General features: G+C 71.0%; 15 protein-coding genes. 13 read left to right on the forward strand and 2 right to left on the reverse strand.

What is annotated here, in order from left to right; all coding sequences use genetic code 11:
- The first annotated feature begins 36 nt into the window (after positions 1 to 36).
- The 7 genes from NR798_RS18395 to NR798_RS18425 all read left to right on the forward strand — a co-directional run bounded on the left by NR798_RS18395 (position 37) and on the right by NR798_RS18425 (position 7,849).
- A complete protein-coding gene (locus tag NR798_RS18395; RefSeq protein ID WP_375772784.1) occupies positions 37 to 1,869 on the forward strand; it encodes an FHA domain-containing protein in 1,833 nt (610 codons plus the stop codon).
- Positions 1,866 to 3,605: an exodeoxyribonuclease VII large subunit gene (xseA, locus tag NR798_RS18400; RefSeq protein WP_375772785.1), complete on the forward strand. Its 1,740-nt coding sequence runs from the start codon at positions 1,866 to 1,868 to the stop codon at positions 3,603 to 3,605. The genes NR798_RS18395 and xseA overlap by 4 nt, the downstream gene beginning before the upstream one ends.
- 83 nt (positions 3,606 to 3,688) lie before the next feature.
- A complete protein-coding gene (xseB, locus tag NR798_RS18405) occupies positions 3,689 to 4,045 on the forward strand; it encodes an exodeoxyribonuclease VII small subunit (protein WP_375772786.1) in 357 nt (118 codons plus the stop codon).
- Positions 4,046 to 4,076: 31 nt separating this feature from the next.
- The gene (locus tag NR798_RS18410) at positions 4,077 to 4,466 is read left to right on the forward strand and encodes a PleD family two-component system response regulator (RefSeq protein ID WP_375772787.1); all 390 of its coding nucleotides are present in this window, start codon (positions 4,077 to 4,079) and stop codon (positions 4,464 to 4,466) included.
- A 1-nt stretch (position 4,467) separates the two neighbouring features.
- Positions 4,468 to 5,358: a polyprenyl synthetase family protein gene (locus tag NR798_RS18415; protein WP_375772788.1), complete on the forward strand. Its 891-nt coding sequence runs from the start codon at positions 4,468 to 4,470 to the stop codon at positions 5,356 to 5,358.
- Entirely contained in the window at positions 5,358 to 7,112 is a 1,755-nt protein-coding gene (locus tag NR798_RS18420) for a 1-deoxy-D-xylulose-5-phosphate synthase (protein WP_375773789.1), read from the forward strand. Before NR798_RS18415 ends, NR798_RS18420 begins: the two co-directional genes overlap by 1 nt.
- On the forward strand, positions 7,109 to 7,849 hold the full coding sequence (locus NR798_RS18425; protein WP_375772789.1) for a TlyA family RNA methyltransferase: 741 nt from the start codon (positions 7,109 to 7,111) through the stop codon (positions 7,847 to 7,849). The genes NR798_RS18420 and NR798_RS18425 overlap by 4 nt, the downstream gene beginning before the upstream one ends.
- A gap of 53 nt (positions 7,850 to 7,902) precedes the next feature.
- Here the strand turns inward: NR798_RS18425 and NR798_RS18430 are convergent, their stop codons facing one another.
- Complete coding sequence (locus NR798_RS18430) at positions 7,903 to 9,462, reverse strand: hypothetical protein (protein WP_375772790.1); 1,560 nt, start codon at positions 9,460 to 9,462, stop codon at positions 7,903 to 7,905.
- A 39-nt stretch (positions 9,463 to 9,501) separates the two neighbouring features.
- Positions 9,502 to 11,466 (reverse strand): OmpA family protein, encoded by a 1,965-nt coding sequence (locus NR798_RS18435; RefSeq protein WP_375772791.1) that lies wholly within the window; start codon positions 11,464 to 11,466, stop codon positions 9,502 to 9,504.
- 389 nt (positions 11,467 to 11,855) lie between these two features.
- On the opposite strand from NR798_RS18435, the gene NR798_RS18440 reads away from it, so the two are divergent.
- From NR798_RS18440 to NR798_RS18465, 6 genes are all read left to right on the forward strand, one after another.
- Positions 11,856 to 14,342 (forward strand): ATP-binding protein, encoded by a 2,487-nt coding sequence (locus NR798_RS18440; RefSeq protein WP_375772792.1) that lies wholly within the window; start codon positions 11,856 to 11,858, stop codon positions 14,340 to 14,342.
- Positions 14,343 to 14,362: 20 nt separating this feature from the next.
- Entirely contained in the window at positions 14,363 to 16,261 is a 1,899-nt protein-coding gene (locus NR798_RS18445) for a tetratricopeptide repeat protein (RefSeq protein ID WP_375772793.1), read from the forward strand.
- 17 nt (positions 16,262 to 16,278) lie between these two features.
- Positions 16,279 to 17,115 (forward strand): alpha/beta hydrolase, encoded by an 837-nt coding sequence (locus NR798_RS18450; protein WP_375772794.1) that lies wholly within the window; start codon positions 16,279 to 16,281, stop codon positions 17,113 to 17,115.
- Between the two features lie 64 nt (positions 17,116 to 17,179).
- Positions 17,180 to 17,524 (forward strand): bactofilin BacN, encoded by a 345-nt coding sequence (bacN, locus tag NR798_RS18455; RefSeq protein WP_043389032.1) that lies wholly within the window; start codon positions 17,180 to 17,182, stop codon positions 17,522 to 17,524.
- 48 nt (positions 17,525 to 17,572) lie between these two features.
- Positions 17,573 to 17,899 carry a polymer-forming cytoskeletal protein gene (locus tag NR798_RS18460; RefSeq protein WP_043389034.1) on the forward strand — a complete coding sequence of 109 codons (327 nt, stop codon included), beginning with the start codon at positions 17,573 to 17,575 and terminating at the stop codon, positions 17,897 to 17,899.
- A gap of 3 nt (positions 17,900 to 17,902) precedes the next feature.
- Complete coding sequence (locus NR798_RS18465; protein WP_375772795.1) at positions 17,903 to 18,601, forward strand: polymer-forming cytoskeletal protein; 699 nt, start codon at positions 17,903 to 17,905, stop codon at positions 18,599 to 18,601.
- Positions 18,602 to 18,638: the final 37 nt, after the last annotated feature.

An 18,638-nucleotide genomic window follows, 5' to 3' on the forward strand; every position in this document is an offset into this window, starting at 1 on the left:
CCCGTGTCCGTGCACCCAACGAAGTGGTGACTTCCCATGTCGAACGGTTCTCCTCCCGCACGCCGTCGTCCCACGACGGACACCCCCTCGGGCGGCTCTGCCTCGGGTGGCTCCACCAGCCAGCGCCCCTCGGTGCGCAGGACCGCCACGGGTGCGGCCCCTGTCACCCGTCCCGCGCCCGCGGTGCCGGTGATGGGCACGAAGCTGGTGTGCTCGGCCGGCCCGGCTGCCGGTAGCGAGTTCGCGCTGGAGGAGGGCGAGTACGTCATCGGCCGCGCCAACGACAACCCCATCTGCATCCCGGACACCTCGGTGTCCCGCAAGCACGTGCTCATCCGCCGCGTGGGCGGCGGCTGGGAGGTGAGCGACCTGGGCTCCGGCAACGGCACCCTCCTCAACGGGGAGCCCCTCACCACCGAGATGCCGCTGTCCCACAGCGACACCCTCACGCTCGGCGACACGGAGCTGACGTTCAACGATTCCTCCAACGCCACGATGATGATGCCCATGCCGTCGGCGCCTCCGCCGCGGCCGGGCCGCTCCAGCACCCGCTCCGCCGCTCCGGCCGCCGCTCCGGCCGCCGCGGGTGGGGAGGAGGAGGGTGGGGCGCTCGCCGCTGCTCCGCGCCGTCCGCCGCCCCGGCCCGACACCCGCGTGCGCAGCACCCGTGGCCGTGCGGCGGTGACGCCCGCGGATCCGGCGGCGCAGCAGCGCAAGAAGCGCCTGCTCATCCTCACCGCGGCCGTCTTCGTGATGCTGGTGGGTGTGCTGGCCGTCATGAAGGTCCAGCAGCAGCGCAACGCCGAGGTCGAGGCCCGCAAGGCGCAGCTCGCCCAGCAGCGGCGCGAGGAGATCGACGCGCTCTTCCAGGAGGCCAAGAACCTCATCCGCGACGGCAAGTGGGCGGATGCCAAGGCGCGGCTGCTCGAGCTCCAGGAGGTGGAGCCCGGCTACGTGCAGCTGCCGGACTACCTGGCGCGCGTGGAGAAGGAGATCCCCAACCAGGAGGCGCTCGACGCGGCCGAGGCGGCGCTGAACAAGGATCAGCTCGGCGGAGCGGCGGCCTCGCTGGCCAAGGTGGGCAAGGACACCCAGCTCTTCGAGAAGGTGCGCCAGCTGCGCACGAGCCTGAAGGACAAGGCGGACAAGCGCGTGCGTGACGCGCTGGCCCTGCTGGAGCAGAAGCAGCTGGATCAGGCCAAGGCCATCACCGACGACGTGCTCGCGGCCGATCCGGAGCACCGCGACGCCAAGGTCATCAACGAGCAGGCGGCACGCGCCATCGCCATCCGCGACGCGCCTCCTCCGCCTCCCACGGTCAAGGAGGCGCCCAAGCCCTGGGACCAGGCCGTGGATCGCTTCCGCGACGGCGATCTCAACGGCGCCGTGGCCATGGCCAATGCCTGCGCCAGCAAGAACTCGCAGTGCAAGACGCTGATGGCGCAGATGGCGGACTTCGGCAACCTCTACAAGAAGCTGGAGGACCTGGACGCCAAGGGCCTGGCGCGCCTGTTGGACCTGGACAAGAAGATCACCAAGGGCCAGGGCAGCAAGCTGTCGCGCAACGCGGGCACGCGCGCGGCCAACATCTTCTTCAAGACCGCCTCGGCCGCGAAGGCCTCCGGCCAGTACGGCCGCGCCATGGACAATGCCCAGCGCGCCCTCCAGGCCGACCCCGGCCATACCGGTGCCAAGAACATCGTCGACGAGCTGCGCCAGAAGGCGAAGGATCTCTACCTGTTCGCCTACTCCCTCAAGGACAGCAATCCCGAGGACGCCGTGCCCAAGTTCCGCGAGGTCATGGCCATGACCCCCTCGGACGACGAGACGCACCAGAAGGCCAAGACCTGGGTCGAGAAGCTCAAGTGAACAAGAAACGGCGAGGCACTGGAGAGACTCCGCCGGACGCCACCGACGGACAGAGGGATCTCTTCGGCGGCTCGCTCGGCGTGGCCCCCAAGCGCCCGGTGGTGGCGGCCCCGAAGCCGCCCCCCGAGCCACCCCCTCCGCCCCCCACGCCTCCGCTTCCCTCGGAGCTGGGGGACGTGTCCGCGGCGCTGCCGTCCCTGCCCGGAGCGCCCTCGCGGACGCCCCCGGCGCGCACGGTGCTCACCGTGGGTGAGCTCACCCAGCAGCTCAAGCTGACGATCGAGTCGCGCTTCCCGCGCGTGCTGGTGCGCGGCGAGGTGTCCGGCTTCCGGGGCCCCAACGCCCGCGGCCACCTGTACTTCTCGCTCAAGGACGCCGAGGCCTCGCTCGAGGTGAAGATGTGGGCCTCGCAGGCGGCGCGGCTGCGCTTCGCCCTGCGCGACGGGCTGGCCGTGGTGGCCGAGGGCAGCGTGGACGTGTATGCGCCCGCCGGCCGCTACAGCCTCATCGCCCAGAAGCTGGAGCCGGAAGGGGAGGGCGCGCTGGCGCTCGCCTTCGAGCAGCTCAAGGCGCGGCTCGCGGCCGAGGGCCTCATCGGCGACAACCGCATCCGCCCGCCCCGCCCGCTGCCCTTCCTGCCCCGGCGCATCGGCGTGGTGACGAGCCGCACCGGCGCGGCGCTGCAGGACTTCCTGCGCGTGCTGCACTCGCGCAACCCACGCCTGTCCGTGCTGCTGTGCGACGCACGCGTGCAGGGCGAGGGCTCCGCCGAGGAGGTGGCCCGCGGCATCGAGCGCCTGTCCCGCACGGACGTGGACGTCATCGTGGTCACGCGCGGCGGCGGCTCGAAGGAGGACCTCTGGACGTTCAACGAGGAGCGGGTGGCGCGCGCCATCTTCGCCTCGCCGGTGCCGGTGGTGTCCGCCATCGGCCATGAGATTGATTTCTCCATCTCCGACTTCGTGGCGGACTGGCGCGCGCCCACGCCCAGCGCGGCGGCCGAGCGGCTCGCCCCGGTGCTGCAGGACCTGGAGTACTCGCTGGCCACGCAGTCGTTGAGGCTGCGCAAGGCGGCCGAGCGCCGGGTGCTGGAGCTGCGCGAGCGGATGGGCGCCCTGCGCGGGCGGGTGGTGGATCCGCGGCGGCGGCTGTCCACGGAGCGGCTGAGGCTGTCGGACGCCGAGGACGCGATGACGCGGGTGCTGCGCCAGGTGCTGCGCGATCGGCGCGAGGAGCTCCGGGCGCACAGCGAGCACCTGCAGCGTCAGCGTCCCCAGGCCCGGCTCGCCGAGCAGCGGGCGCGGCTGGTGCAGCTGTCGGCGCGGTTGAAGGACGCGGTGCGGGCGGACGTGGCGGCACGGCGGGCGGGCGCGGCCCGGGCCCGGCTGGAGCTGGAGCGCAACTCCCCCCTGGCCCGGGTGGCGGAGCTGCGGGCCCGGTTGGCCGAGCGGAAGGCCCAGATGGTCGCCCTGGAGAAAGACACCCTGGCGTCGGCACAGCGGCACTTCCAGCGGCTAGAAGGACGGCTGGATGCCATGAGCCCGCTGAAGGTCATGTCCCGCGGCTACGCGGTGGCCTTCCGCAAGCGGGACGGGGGGGTGGTGCGTTCCATCTCGGACGTTCAGCCCGGCGAGGTGCTGGGCATCAAGTTCGCCAGCAATGGGGCGAAGACACTCCAGGGGTGCGAGGAGATTGAAGCCACGGTCACCTCGGTGAAGGGTCCGGTGGATTGCTGACGTCCGGGCGAAGGTCCCCCTGGCACCCGGGCGGGCGCCTCCTCTAGAGTCCGCGGCTCTTTTCTCGTCGAGGTGGACCGGAAGTGGCGAAGGACAGCAAGGGCAAGGCGGCGGAGGAGGTCCCCGAGCAGTACGGGGACGTGGTGCAGCGGCTCGAGGACGTGGTGGCGCGGCTGGAGGGCGGCACCCTGACGCTGGAGGAGTCGCTCAAGTCCTTCGAGGACGGCATCAAGCTGGTGCGCCGGGGCGAGCAGCTGCTCAACGCGGCGGAGAAGCGGATTGAAGAGCTGTTGAACGAGGACGGGCGGGACGCGGTGGTCCCCCTGCAGGCGGGCGTGAAGCCCCCGGCCATGCCCTCGACTCCTGCACCGGCCCCGTCGCGGGGCACCTCGGGGGCAGCCAGGTCGGCGCCGCCTCCCGAGGATGACGTGCCGTTCTAGGCCCACGGCTGTAGAGCTATCCGTACCGCCCATGCCCAAGCCCAAGGTCACCATTGTCGACGACGACCGCGATACGCGGGAGTTGCTCTCGTTCGCCCTGGAGTCGGAGGGCTTCGAGGTCAACGCCGCGGCCAATGGGCTGCGGCTGATCTCCTCCCTGCAGCTCAAGCGGCCGGACATCATCCTCATGGACGTGAACATGTCCTGGATCGACGGCTTCGAGCTGTGCAAGGCGGTGAAGAAGAACGAGCAGTTCCGGGACATCCCCGTCATCTTCATCAGCGGGCGCGGGGAGCCGGAGGATCGGCGGCGCGGGCGGGAGGCCGGCGCCGCGGACTATTTCGTCAAGCCCCTGGATCTCAACGCGCTCATCCAGCGGTTGCGTGAGCTCATCCCTCCGCCCGCTTCCGAGGTGCCCTGACATGTCGTCTTTCGATCTGGATTCGTACCTGCAGACCCAGGTGGAGCGGGTGGAGAACCTGCTGCGCTCGCGCTCGGACGAGATGGGCGTGCACGTGCCGCCGCGGCTGCTGGAGTCCATGCGCTACTCGCTGCTGGCCGGCGGCAAGCGCCTGCGGCCGGTGCTGTGCCTGGCCTTCGCGGAGGCGGTGCTCAAGCAGAGCAACGTGCCGCGCATGGTGGAGGACTGTGCGTGCGCGCTCGAGTTCATCCACACCTATTCGCTGGTGCACGACGATCTGCCGTCCATGGACAACGACGACATGCGGCGCGGGCGGCCCACCAACCACAAGGTGTACGGCGAGGCCATGGCCATCCTGGCCGGTGACTCGCTGCTCACGGACGCCTTCGCGCTGGTGGCGGGCGGCCCCGAGCCGGTGCGCGGCGTGCTGTGCCGCGAGCTGGCCATGGGCTCGGGCTCGGCGGGCATGGTGGGCGGCCAGGTGCTGGACATCGCCGAGGACCGTCCGGCCCACATCGACTACCTCACGCGGATGCACCGCCTGAAGACGGGCGCCCTCATCCGCGCCGCGTGCCGCATGGGCGTGCTCTCCGCCGGCGGGGATGCGGACGCGCTCAATCGCGCGGACATCTACGGGGACTCGGTGGGGCTGGCCTTCCAGATCGCCGACGACGTGCTGGACGTCACGGGGGATGCGTCCTCCATGGGCAAGCCGGTGGGCGCGGACGCCGCCGCCGGACGCTTCACCTTCCCGGCGGTGCTGGGACTGGAGGAGTCCAAGCAGCTCGCGGCGCGCAAGGTGGCCGAGGCCATCGACGCCGTGAAGACGCTGGAGCCGCACGATGGCCCGCTGGCGGCGCTCGCGCGCTACTCGGTGGAGCGACGCTCGTGATGGAGCGGCTCCTGCCGCGAATCCAATCTCCCGGGGATGTCCGCGCGCTCCCCGAGTCCGAGCTGCCTCGCCTGTGCGAGGAGCTGCGCGAGGACATCATCTCCCTGTGTGGCCGCGTGGGAGGCCACCTGGGCGCCTCGCTCGGCGCGGTGGAGTTGATCGTCTCCCTGCACCGCGTCTTCCACTCGCCCCAGGACGCGCTCGTCTTCGACGTGGGGCACCAGGCCTACGCGCACAAGCTGCTGACGGGCCGCCGCGAGCGCATGGGCACCCTGCGCCAGGCCGGCGGCGTCGCCCCCTTCCTGGACCCTCGCGAGAGCCACCACGACGCGCTGGCCGCGGGCCACGCGAGCACCGCCGTCTCCGCGGCGCTGGGCATGCTCGAGGGCAAGAAGCTGCGGGGCCAGCCCGGGCACGTGGTGGCGGTGGTGGGGGACGGGGCGCTCACCGGCGGGCTGACGTTCGAGGGCCTCAACAACACCGGGGGCACGCACCTGCCGCTGGTGGTGGTGCTCAACGACAACCAGATGTCCATCTCCGCCAACGTGGGAGCGATTCCCGCGTTGCTGCGCACGCACGAAGCCCGCGCCTTCTTCGAGGGGCTGGGCTTCACCTACCTGGGCCCGGTGGACGGGCATGACCTCGGGGCGCTCACGCGGGCGCTGCGCGAGGCCCGAGCCTCCACGCGCCCGGTGGTGGTGCACGCGATGACGCAGAAGGGCCGGGGCTTTCCGCCGGCTGAGGCGGACACGCAGACGCGTGGCCACGCCATGGGGCCGTACGAGTGGCGGGATGGGAAGCTGGTGCGCTCGCGCGGCGGCCAGCGCACCTTCAGCGAGGCCTTCGCCTTCGCGCTGGAGGAGCTGATGGCGCGGGACTCGCGCGTGGTGGCGGTGACGCCGGCCATGCTGGAGGGCTCGGCGCTGGTGGGCCTCAAGCAGCGCTACCCCGAGCGCGTCTTCGACGTGGGCATCGCCGAGCAGCACGCCGTCACCTTCTGCGCGGGGCTCGCCGTCACCGGGCTGCGGCCCGTGTGCGCCATCTACTCGACCTTCCTGCAGCGCGCGTACGACCAGATCATCCACGACGTGTGCCTGCCGGGCCTGCCCGTGGTGTTCGCCGTGGACCGGGCCGGACTGGTGGGCGCGGATGGCGCCACGCACCAGGGCACCTATGACGTGGCCTCGCTGCGGCCCATTCCCGGGCTCACGCTGATGGCTCCGGTGACGGGCGAGGACGTGACGGCGATGCTCGCCACCGGGATGGCGCTGCCTGGTCCTTCGCTCCTGCGTTTCCCTCGGGGAACCCTGCCGACGCTGCCTGCGGAGCTGCACCCGGGCGCGGGTCCGGTGAGCGGGGCGCGGTGGTTGAAGCGGGCGGCACAGGCGCGGGTGGCCTTCATCACGCTCGGGCCGCTGGGCGTATCCGCGCTGGAGGCCGCTGCCCCGGAGGCGGGCTGGAGCGTGTTGGATGCGCGCTTCGTGACTCCGCTGGACGAGGCGGCGGTGCTGGAGGCCGCCGCGTGCGGGCGCGTGGTGGTGGTGGAGGAGGGGACGACGCACGGAGGGCTGGGCAGCGCGGTGCTGGAGTTGCTCGCCGCGAGGGGCGTGAGTGCCCGGGTGAAGCTGCTGGGCATGCCGGACACCTTCGTGCCGCACGGGGACGCGCGCGTGCAGCGGGCCGAGCTGGGCCTGGATACCGCGGGGCTGCGTCGCGCCGCCCTGGCCCTGCTCGCCGAGGGAGGTGCGCCGTGAAGCCGCGCAAGGAGCGCCTGGACGTGCTGGTGGTGGAGCGGGGGCTGGCCGAGTCGCGGACCAAGGCCCAGGCGCTCATTCTGGCCGGGCAGGTGGTGGTGGCGGATCAGCGGGTGGACAAGCCCGGCGCGCTGGTGCCCGTGGAGGCGGAGCTGCGCCTCAAGGGCGAGGTGCTGCCCTACGTGTCCCGGGGTGGGCTGAAGCTGAAGGCGGCCCTGGAGCGCTTCGGCCTGGACGTGCGGGGCAAGGTGGCCGCGGACATCGGAGCCAGCACAGGTGGCTTCACCGACTGCCTGTTGCAGGAGGGCGTCACGCACGTGCACGCCATCGACGTGGGCTACGGGCAGCTGCACGAGAAGCTGCGGACGGATCCGCGCGTGCGCTCGCGCGAGCGCGTCAACGCCCGCTACCTCACGGCCGAGGACCTGCCCGAGCCGGTGGACGTGGTGGTCATCGACGTGAGCTTCATCTCGCTGACGCAGGTGTTGCCGGCGGTGCTGCCGTTCCTGAAGCCGAAGGGCCTGCTGGTGGCGCTGGTGAAGCCCCAGTTCGAGGTGGGGCCCGACAAGGTGGGGAAGGGCGGCGTGGTGAAGGACGCCGTCGCGCGCCAGGAGGCCATCGACTCGGTGTCTGCCTTTGTCCGGGAGCAGGGGATGACGGTGCGCGGAGTGATGGACTCGACCGTGCCCGGCCCCGCCGGCAACGTCGAGGCACTGCTCGTCGCGGACAAACCGTGACGGCAACCCCCGCCCTCTCCATGTGAGGACGGGGGCAGGGTCTTCCGTGCCGCTCAGCGCATCGCCCGGTACTGCTCCGGCGCGAACGGCTTCACCAGCTTGGTGCCCACGCGCAGCCAGAGCGCCTCCGAGTCATCCACCGCTCCGTAGAGGCTGCCGCCCGGCACCTGGTAGCGGAACAGCTCGCCCTTCTCGGCCGCGTCCGTGGCGACGATCTCCACCGGGTAGGGATAGGGCTTCTCGGTCGTCCCGGCCGCACTGGTGAACATGTAGAAGGCGCTGCCCGGGCCCTGCTGCGCGAAGCGCGCCACCAGCGCCCCGTTCGGGGTGAGCGGCAACTGGTCCTTGTTCACGGCCTGCCCCTCGTTACTCTGGCCGTCCCGGGCCTCCAGGAACCAGAAGCGGTTCGAGCCGATGGCCGCCAGGCGCGTGCCGTTGTTGTACGGCACCAGCGCTGCCATGTACCCCGGCAGCGGCTCGCTGATCCACAGCCGGCTGCCCGAGGCCACGCACAGCTTCGTCGAGCCAATGGTGCAGGCCCGGACGTTCGCCGAGGTCGGTCCCTGGGTGGCCACGTACACCACCGTCCCGGTGGGGTCGAACGCCACTGGCGGGTACTGCTCGAGGGGGAACCTGTCGATCTCGTACCTCACGAACCCTGTTCCGTCGGCGTTCACGATTCCCACATAGAGGTGGGTCTCGAGCCTGTCATCGTAGAGCGGAATCACGACCTTTCCATCGGGCCGGACAAAGGGATCGGCGAGGATCAGGCTGATGGTGTTGGTCTCGGGATCCGCTATCTCCAGGTTCCATTTGCTCGCTCCCGTGGGGGAGAAACGCTCGAGACGCGCGACGTTGTAGACGAAGGCGTCACCGTTGGGGGCCACGGCGAGGTTCTTCACCGCCGGGAGCACCGTCGTGGTGGTGACCTTGAAGTCCTTGTCGATGGCGAAGGCGCCCTGGTCCTTCGTCCACACCCAGCGGTGGCCGGTGCCCGCGGGCTTGCGGTCGGTGATGATCGTGGTCGCGTCGCAGGGGAAGTCCATCTCAATGGGCGTCGGGTTCGTCGAGCCGCTCTTCATCAACTTGTAGAGGAACGAGCGGGAGCCCTCCTTCCTGCACCCGATGAAGCTCGCGTTGGCACCACTGCCATCGATGACGAAGTAGTCCGGCACCACGGGAGCAGTGCCATTGACCGGCGCCAGTTCCACCACCTCGTCCACCGGGAAGAACGTGGCCGGCTGTGCCTGGGAGACGTTGGTGCGCCCATCGGCGCAGGTGACGCGCGCGGTGAGGGACAGGTTCGCGGAGATTCCCCGCGTGAAGCGGAGGTCACTCGTCGCCAGCTCCACCTGGGTGGGCGAGGCCCCGTAGGTCACCTGCTTGAGCAGCTCGTTGTTGTCGAGCAGCTCCAGGCGTTGCACCTGGTCGCAGCCGGAGGCGGTGATGAAGAGCTTGACGCTCTTCCCCACGGAGTTCGGCTCGTCCACGATGATGCTGACCTGGGGGAGGTCCGGCGTGGTGGTCGGCGGGGGGTTGTTGCAGGCGAGCGTGAGGAACGGCAGCAGCAGGGCCGGGCGCATGAATGCCCGGCGGAACGGGGGGGTCGTCATGGTGGCGCCGAGTCTAGCCCGGGCGCCACCCCCCAGACATCAGCGGTCCAGGATGACGAAGTCCACGCGCCGGTTCAGCTCGCGGCCCCTGGGCGTCATGTTGGGCGCCACGGGACGGCTGTCACCGAAGCCCTCGGACTCGATGCGAGCCGGATCCAACCCCGCCTTGATGAGGTAGTCCGCCACCGCGCGCGCCCGCTCCTTGGACAGGTTCAGGTTGGCGGTCTTGTCCCCCTGGTTGTCGGTGTGCCCCTCGATGCGGATGCGCTGGATGCCGGTGCGCACCATCAGGTCCATCACCTGCGAGAGCAGCGGGTAGCTGTCCGGGAGCAGCACGGCCTTGCCATCCGCGAAGCGCACCTGCTGGAGCAGCTCCAGCTTGTCGCTCTCCCGCTTCACCTGCCACTGCTTGGGCTCGGGCTCCAGGTCGAACGTCAGGTCCAGCGCGGCGCCATCGGCGACCTGCACGGCGCGCGTCTGGGCCAGGAAGCCGGGGGCGGTGACCTCCACCACGTAGAGGCCGGCCGGCAACTGGAGCTGGTGGGACGCCGCGTCGGCCTGGGAGTACTTCACCTGCCGCGGGGCGGGGCCGCCCAGGAAGGCCAGCGTGGCCGCCACGGGCTTGCGCTTGGAGGTGACGGCGAGGGCCAGCGTCGCCGGCTTCACCTCGGCCACGAGCTCCAGCTCCACGCTGGCCGTCTTGCCCGCCTCGAGCACCAGCTCCTTCTCCAGCGGGAGGTAGCCGTCCTTGCGCACGGAGAGCTTCACCGGGCCGCTCGGCAGGGCGTAGGTGAGGAAGCGGCCATCGCGCGGATCCGAGGCCACCGGCGGCAGCGTCGAGTCCACCGTGGCCACGAGGACGCCGGGCAGCGGCTGGCGCGTCTTCGCGTCCACCACCACGCCGGACACCTGGGCCGTCGCCGCCTGGGCCACCTGTGTCGGGGCCACCTGCGTCTGGGTCCCGGCGGGGGTCTGCTGAACCGCTACCGGCTCGCGCACCACCACGCGCTCCACGATGCGCGTCCCACCGGCCTGCAGCGCCGGATCCACGTTGAAGGAGGCGCCGAGCACCAGGTTGAAGGGCGGCACGGGCTGCACGCCCCGGCCCACCATGCGCGTGAGGCCGAGCTCGGCCGCGGCGGTGAAGGTGAGGTTCTGCACCGCCGTCAGCTTGAGACCCAGGCCGAGCGTCTGCGGCGCCACGCTGGCCACGGACACGAGGCTCCCATCCGGCGCGGCGAGCTGTCCGTCCGGCACGCCGAGCGGCGAGGCCAGTCCGTACTCGACGAAGGGCGTGACGACGGGCAGCGGCGCCTCCAGCCCGAGCCCCACGCTGAGGCGGGAGTAGCGGTTGATGCCCAGCGCGTATTCCTCGGAGGCGTTGAGCCGATCGGCGTCCACCAGCGAGCCCGTGCCGTCCATGAGGAGGCCCAGGTTGGCGTGGACGCGCAGCGGCAGCGTCGGGCTGAGTGCGCGCGCGTCGAAGGTGGCCACCGCGCGGGGCGAGAAGCCGAAGGCGACCTGGTTGCTGCCCACGCCGGAGAAGGTCATCACGCGCACGTCCGTGCCCGCCCAGAGTCCGGGGAGCCACTGCTTCGTGGCGCGCGCGCCCAGCGTCACGTCCCCGAGCGCCTGGATGAGGGCGGGCGAGGAGCGCGTGTTGGTATTCGTCGAGGCCGTGTAGGCCAGCGACACGTCGAGGAAGTCGAGCGGCACGTACCCGACGGCGAAGGTGCCGCCGGTGCGGGTGTTGTTCGCGCCCCGGACGGGGAAGTCCGGGGTGGAGAAGAACTCGCCGGTGGCCGAGAAGCGCAGCACGCCCTTGCGCCCGAGGTCCGCTCCGCCCAGGCGCAGCAGGCCCACGCCGCCCGTGGACGTGGAGGCATGGCGCAGGTTGCGCGCATCCATCCACGGGTTGCCCAGTGTGGAGGGGCTGTGCGCCTCGTACGTCTGATCCACCCCCGGAGTGACGGCGGCTCCCGGCTGTGTTGAGTACCCAACCATCTGGGTTGCTCCCGGAGCGGACGAGGGAGCGGCCGCTCGAGCCTCCGAGAGAGGGGCGGCCGGGGGTTGGGAGGGGGGCGGAGGGGGCGCGGAGGACCCCTGGGCCCGCGCCGCGCCAGCCCCGAGGAGGGCCGTCAGCAGGAGGGAGCGCAGAGGGGAAGGGGACAGCGGGAGTCGCGGAAGTCGCACGGCGGCCGAGTATACGCGGGGGTACCCGTCTCACAATTCTTGCTGGGAGCCCCTGAGTCCGACACGCTGGCCCCCGGGCAGCTTCAGCGGCATGATTCGGACCCGCGCATGAAGGTTGACGCTTTCTTGAAATTTTTCCGGTCTCTCCACACAGCTACGCAGGATCAGGCACGCCGAGGGCGCTCGTGAGGGCTGAACTCGTGGGGTCACGTGGCCGCGTCCTGGTGATCGGCGCGAAGGCGGGCAGCGAGGCGTTGCTCGCGCACCTCTCCGACACTGGCTACGAGTGGGCCATCACCGAGGACATGCAGGAGCTGGCGAGCCTGGCCGAGAAGTTGCGGCCGGATGCCGTGCTCATGTCCGCCACCGGCAAGAAGGCCACCGAGGCGCTCAGCGCCGTCCGTCAGGAGTCCCGGCTGCGCGAGCTCCGGGTGCTGGCGGATCTCACCCGCTCGCGCTCGGAGGTGCTGCGCAAGCTGCCCGTGGACGAATGGGTCCGCAGCCTCGAGGAGCTCAGCTCCCGGCTGGAGTCGGCGCTGCGCGAGCGGCGGGTGATGGAGCGCACCCGCAACCGCATGGAGCGGCTGCTGGAGATCACCCAGGCCGCCACCAGCTCGCTGGAGCTGGAGCAGATCCTCCGCCTCGCGGTGGAGAAGGTGGGCGCCGTCATCAACGCCGACCGTTGCTCGGTGGTGCTGGTGGAGGACGTCAACTCGCGCACCGCCAGTGTGGTGGCCACGCTGGAGGATCCGGGCCTGTCGCTGGACGTGGACCTGGCGCGCTACCCCGAGCTGCGCCGCGCGCTGGAGACGCGCCAGGCGGTGTTGGTGGAGGAGGCCCAGCGGGATCCGCTGATGGCCGAGGTGCGCCCCACCATGGCCTCGCTCGGCGTGCGCTCCATCCTCGTGCAGCCGCTGGTGTGCCAGGACGAGCTGCTCGGAGCGCTCTTCCTGCGCATCTCCCGGGGCTCGGAGGGCTTCGGCCGGGACGAGCAGGAGTTCGCCCAGGCGGTGGCGGCGGCGCTGGCCAACTGCATCCGCAACGCCCGCCTGCACACCGCGCTCAAGAGGAAGCGCGACGAGCTCGAGCTGGCCTACGTGGAGCGCTACCGCGAGCTGACCGAGGCCAACCGCCGCCTCAAGGATCTCAACCGGCTCAAGGACGAGATCATCGCCGTGTGCAGCCATGACCTGCGCGCGCCGCTGCAGGTGCTGCTGGGCCACGGCCGGCTGCTGCTGGAGGGCGGGTTGGATCCGCAGCAGAAGCAGTCCGCCGAGGCGATGATCCGCCAGGGCCGGAAGATCCTCGGCCTGGTGGAGTCGCTGCTGGAGCGGGGCAAGGGCGACGTGGCGCGCCTGTCCATCGAGCCGCGGGTGCTGGACATGTCGACGCTCTGCAAGGAGAGCGTCACCGAGCTGGAGATCCTCGCCGCCGAGCGGGGCGTGGCCCTGCGGGCCGAGACCAGCGAGATCATGATGCTCATCGGTGATGAGCTGAAGCTGCACGAGGTGCTGCAGAACCTCATCACCAACGCCATCCACCACGCGCAGGACGCGGGCGAGGTGGTGGTGAAGGCCTCGCGGCTGGCGCGGCCGGACGGTGACGTGGCGCGCATCGTGGTGCAGGACGATGGCAAGGGCATTCCGCCCGAGGAGCTGCCGCTCGTCTTCGACCGCTACCGCAGCGGGGCCAAGGGCTCGGGTGGCACGGGCCTGGGGCTCGCCATCTGCAAGGAGTTCGTGGAGCTGCACGGCGGGGAGATCTGGGCCGAGGCCCCGGCCGAGGGGGGCGCCGCGTTCATCTTCACCCTGCCGCTGGCTCAGGAAGTCAGCCGCGCCGTGCAGAACCTCCCGGCCAAGGACACGGCCGAGCAGCCGCGCGTGCTGGTGGTGGAGGACGAGCCGGAGATCGCCGCGGTGCTGGTGGAGGTGCTGCGCTCGCGCTACCGCGTGGACGTGGCGCGCGACGGCGCCGAGGGCCTGGCCCGGGCGCGTTCGTCCAAGCCGGACCTGGTGGTGATGGACGTCTTCCTGCCCAAGCTGGACGGCCTGGACGCCGCGGTGGCGCTCAAGTCCTCCTCGGACACCGCTGGCATCCCCGTCATCCTGCTGTCCGCCCACCAGGGCGTGGCCGACAAGGTCCGCGCGCTCAACCTCGGCGCGGTGGACTACATGAGCAAGCCCTTCAACGCCATGGAGCTGCTGGGCCGCACCGAGCGCGCCCTCAAGCTGCGCAAGGCCGAGAGCGAGCTGGAGCGCACCTCCTCGCTCATGCGCCGCAGCGGGAACGATCCCCTCACTGGCGTCTACGACCGGCGCGGCCTCATGCTGCGGTTGGATCACGAGGTGAGCCGCGGGCGGCGCTACAGCCGGCCGGTGAGCCTCGCGGTGCTCCGCCCGGATCGCCCCGTGCTCGACGAGGCGCTGCGGGGGATTCCCGACGTGATGCGCGCGCGCCTGCGCACCCAGGACATCCTCGGCCACATGGGCGAGGGCACGCTCGCCGTCGTCCTGCCCGAGTGCAATGTTGAAGCGGGGCGCAACGTCATCGGCCGCCTGCTGCCGGATGTCGAGAAGCACACAGGGATGGAGTACCGCTCGGCGGTGGCGGACGTGAGCCACGACAGCGAGCCGGTGGAGCGCATCCTGGAGCGGTTGGGTGCGCCGCCCCCCGTGCCGAAGCTCTAGGCTCGCGTTAGACTCGGGGCGTGCGCCCGAGCCGAACCCTCACCCGAGCCGTGCACCTCCTGGCCCTCGCGCTGGCCCTCGTGCTGGCCTTCAAAGGGCTGGGCGCGGTGGCGGCGCCCGCCTCGCGCCGGCCTCCGGTGGACACGCAGGCCATGCGCGAGGCCATCTCCGCGGCGGCCAATGATGACGGCATCGCCTCGCCCGCGAGCTACGCGAACTACCTCCGGGCGAAGCTGCTGAGCCTCCAGGGCAACCACCGGGACTCGGTGGACGCGCTCCGGCTGGCGCTGGCCACCGACGAGGACAACCCGCACCTGCTCACGCAGCTGGGCGAGGAGTACGCGCGCCTCGGCGATCTCACGAAGGCCGAGCGCGAGCTGCGGCGCGTGGTGAAGAGCCACCCCACGCACTACGCCGGCCGGCTGATGCTCGGGCGCGTGCTGATGGAGGCTGGCAAGCCCGCGCGCGCCCGGATGCACCTGCGCCGCGCCATCCAGCTCAAGCCGCGTGAGCCGGAGGCCTACCTCGTCCTCGCGCAGCTGCACCTGGATGGCCGTGCGAACGAGCAGGCCGTGAAGGTGGTGGAGGAACTGGCGGCGGCGCTCCCCGGCGAGGCTTCCGGCTACCGGCGTCTGGGGCTGGCGCTGGCCGAGCGGGGCGACTCCACGCGGGCCGGGCAGCTGCTGGCGCGGGCCATCGAGCGAGACCCCGGTGACGTGGAGTCGCTGACCGTGCTCGCGCAGCTCCATGAGAAGGCCGGGCACCTCTCCGATGCCGAGGAGGCCCTGGCCCGGACGCTGGAGCGGGATCCCGACAACCAGTCGGTGCTGATGAGCGCGGGCCGGCTCGCCCTGCGGCTCGGCTCGCCGGTGCGTGCGCGGGCGTACTTCGACCGGCTGCTGTCGATCTCCGCGGACCCGGAGCTCACCGTGCGGGTGGCGCTGGCCTTCCTGTCCGCGCGCGACACCACCTCCACCGTGGAGGTGCTGGACACCGCGCGCAAGGGGAGGGGAGCGTCGCCTCGCATCTCCTACTACGCGGGGCTGGTGCACGAGCGGCTGCGCCACTTCGACGCGGCCGCCACCGCCTACGCCGAGGTGCCCCTCACCTCCGAGCTCTTCCCCGAGGCGCGCGCCCGCCGCGCCGTCTGCCTCTCCCAGGCGGGACAGCATGCGGCCGCGCTCACCCTGCTGCGCGAGGCCCTCGCCGATCGTCCCGACGACGCGGAGCTGTGGGTGCATCAGGCCCGGGCCCACGAGCGCGCGGGTGCTCCCGATCGTGCCGTGAGCACGCTGAAGGAGGCGCTCGCGCGCAAGCCGTCCTCGGACCTGTACGAGGCGCTCGCCTCCACCCTGCAGCGCCAGAAGCGCTCCGGCGAGGCGGTGACCCTGTTGCGGGACGCCATCTCGCGGGAGCCTCGCGAATCGGCCCTGCGCTACGTGCTCGCCAACGTGCTGCTGGCGCAGGGGGACGAGAGCGGGGCCATCACCTGGATGCGCAGCGTGCTCGAGGTGGACCCGGAGAACGCCGCGGCCATGAACTTCATCGGCTACGTGCTGGCCCAGCGTGGCCGGGACTTCACGGAGGCGGAGCGCCTGGTGCGGCGCGCGCTGCAGTTGCGCCCGGACACCGGCTCCTTCCTCGACTCGCTGGGGTGGATCCACTACCAGCGCGGCGACTACCCGCGCGCGTTGCAGTCGCTGGAGCGGGCGGTGGAGCTGGAGCCCGAGGAGCCCGTCATCCTCGAGCACCTGGGGGATGCCTACCAGCGCGTGTCGCGGCCTGCGGAGGCCGTGGACGCCTGGCGGCGCGCGCTCGAGGTGCTGGCCCTCAATCCCGAGGCCGCCGATCCGCCGGATCAGCGGATGCTCATCGAGCGGAAGCTGAAGTTGCTATCCACGGGTGCCGCGGATCGCTAATGTCCGCTCCAGATCCTATGGCGCGCTTCGACGAGGGCTTCTTCACTGGGAAGGACGGGCTCCGGCTGTACTGGATGTCCGAGCAGCCTGAGCAACCCCGCGCGCATGTGGCGGTGGTGCACGGTTACGGCGATCACATCGGCCGCTACCGCACCACGTTCGACGCCCTCACGGCCCAGGGCTTCGCCGTGCATGGCTTCGACTACCGGGGCCATGGCCGCGCCGACGGTCGTCGCGGCTTCTGCGCCAGCTGGCCGGACTACCTCGACGACCTCTCCGCTTTCTGGGAGCGGGTGCGAAGCGCGGCGGGCGGGAGCAAGATGTTCGTGCTCGCGCACAGCCATGGCGGCTTGATGGCGGTGCACCTGCTGGGGCGCGGCGGACTGCAGGGCGTGAGCGGCATGGTGCTCTCAGCACCTTATTTCAAGCTCGCCATCACGCCGCCCGCGCTGAAGCTCGTGGCCGCCCGGGCGGTGGGCAGGGTCCTCCCGTGGATGCCGATCAAGACCGAGCTCACGCCCAAGGATCTCAGCCGGGACGAGGCGGTGCAGGAGGCGGTACGTCAGGACCCCCTCTACAATCACATCGTGACCCCGCGCTGGTTCATCCAGTCCACCGAGGCCCAGGCCCGGGTGATGACGCTCGCCCCGGAGGTGAAGGTGCCGCTCTTCCTGCTCAGCGGAGCGGACGACGGCGTGGCGAGCGTGGAGACTGGGCGTGCCTTCTTCGAGGCCGTGGGCTCGAAGGACAAGGTGTACAAGGTGTATCCGGGGATGCGTCACGAGCCGCTCAACGAGCTCGGCAAGGAGGAGGTCCAGGGCGATATCTCCAACTGGATCTCCGCGCATCTCTGACGTAGGTTCCAATTCCTTACAGAGCAAACTTCGTTATCGCGAGGGCGCTTCCGAGGGTCACCGCATGGCACAGGGCGAGCAGACGGGCATCATCGGCAAGGGCATCATCATCCGCGGCAACCTGACGGGTGGTGGGGACCTCATCATCGAAGGCCGGGTGGAGGGGCAGATCGCCCTGAAGAACCACCTGACCATCGAGGGCACGGGCAAGGTTCAGGCGGACATTCGCGCGGAGGAGCTGACCATCAACGGCGAGGCGAGCGGCAACATCGACGCCTCGGGCCGGGTGGCCATCAACGCCTCGGCGAAGGTCGCGGGGGACATCAAGGCCCCGCGCGTGGTCATCGAGGATGGCGCCGTGTTCAACGGCTCCATCGAGATGGACGTGAAGCTGCCGGACGACATCTAAACGGGCCCCCGGGCCCGCAGCACCCTTCGGGAGGGGTGGACAACACTCATGGCGAATACGGTCATTGGTTCGAGCATTGTCATCGACGGTGAGATCTCCGGCGACGAGGACCTGGTCATCCAGGGCACGGTGAAGGGGAAGATCTCCTTGAAGGAGAGCCTCTTCGTCGAGGGAAGCGGCGTGGTCGAGGCCGACATCGAGACGCAGAACGTGGAGATCGCTGGCCGGGTCACGGGCAACATCGCCGCCTCGGACAAGGTGGAGCTCAAGACGGATTGCCGCGTGGTGGGCGACATCAAGGCCCCGCGCATCCTCATCGCCGACGGCGCCTCCTTCAAGGGCAACGTCGACATGGACATCCCGAAGGAGCGTTGATCCTTGGCCACCGCGAAGGAAATGGGCCCAGGGGCCGTCAACAACACCGTGGTGGGTCAGTCCATCCTCATCAGCGGCAAGCTGACGGGTGACGAGGACCTGACCGTGCGCGGCCGCGTGGAGGGCGAGCTCACGCTGAGCCGCACCCTCATCGTGGAGCCCACGGGCGTGGTGAAGGCGAACGTGGCGGTGAAGAACGCCATCGTCAGCGGCGTGGTGGTGGGCAACATCAACGCCACCGAGAGCGTGGAGCTCACCCGCGAGGGCCGCATGGTGGGCGACATCCATGCCCCGCGCGTCATCATCGTGGATGGTGCGAGCTTCCGTGGCCGCGTGGATATGGGCGAGGTGGAGCCGGGCCGCATGCCGTCGGATCGCTCGGCGCTGCCGCGGCCGACGGGGACCCCGGTGCGTCCCGCCGTACGTCCGGGTGCCGCTCCGGCCCGTCCGGCGCTGCCCGGTGCGCGTCCCACGGCGCCCGCCGCGGCTGCTCCGGCCCGTCCGGCTGCCGCACCGCCGGCCCGTCCGGCACCGCCGCCCGCTCCGGCAGCGGCCCGTCCGGCGCCGCCTGCTCCGCCCGCCGCCAGGGCCGCCGAGCCCACCCGCCCCGAGCCTCCTCGGCCGCCGGCCTCCGCGCCGGTCCCGCCGACCGTGGCCGAGGCCGCCAGGAAGAAGGTCGTGGTGAAGAAGAAGGGTCGTTAAAGCGTTGTGGTGGCGCCTCCGCGCGCCGCCGCACCGC

This window comes from Archangium gephyra, from assembly GCF_042230915.1.
Classification (GTDB): Bacteria; Myxococcota; Myxococcia; order Myxococcales; family Myxococcaceae; genus Archangium; species Archangium gephyra_B.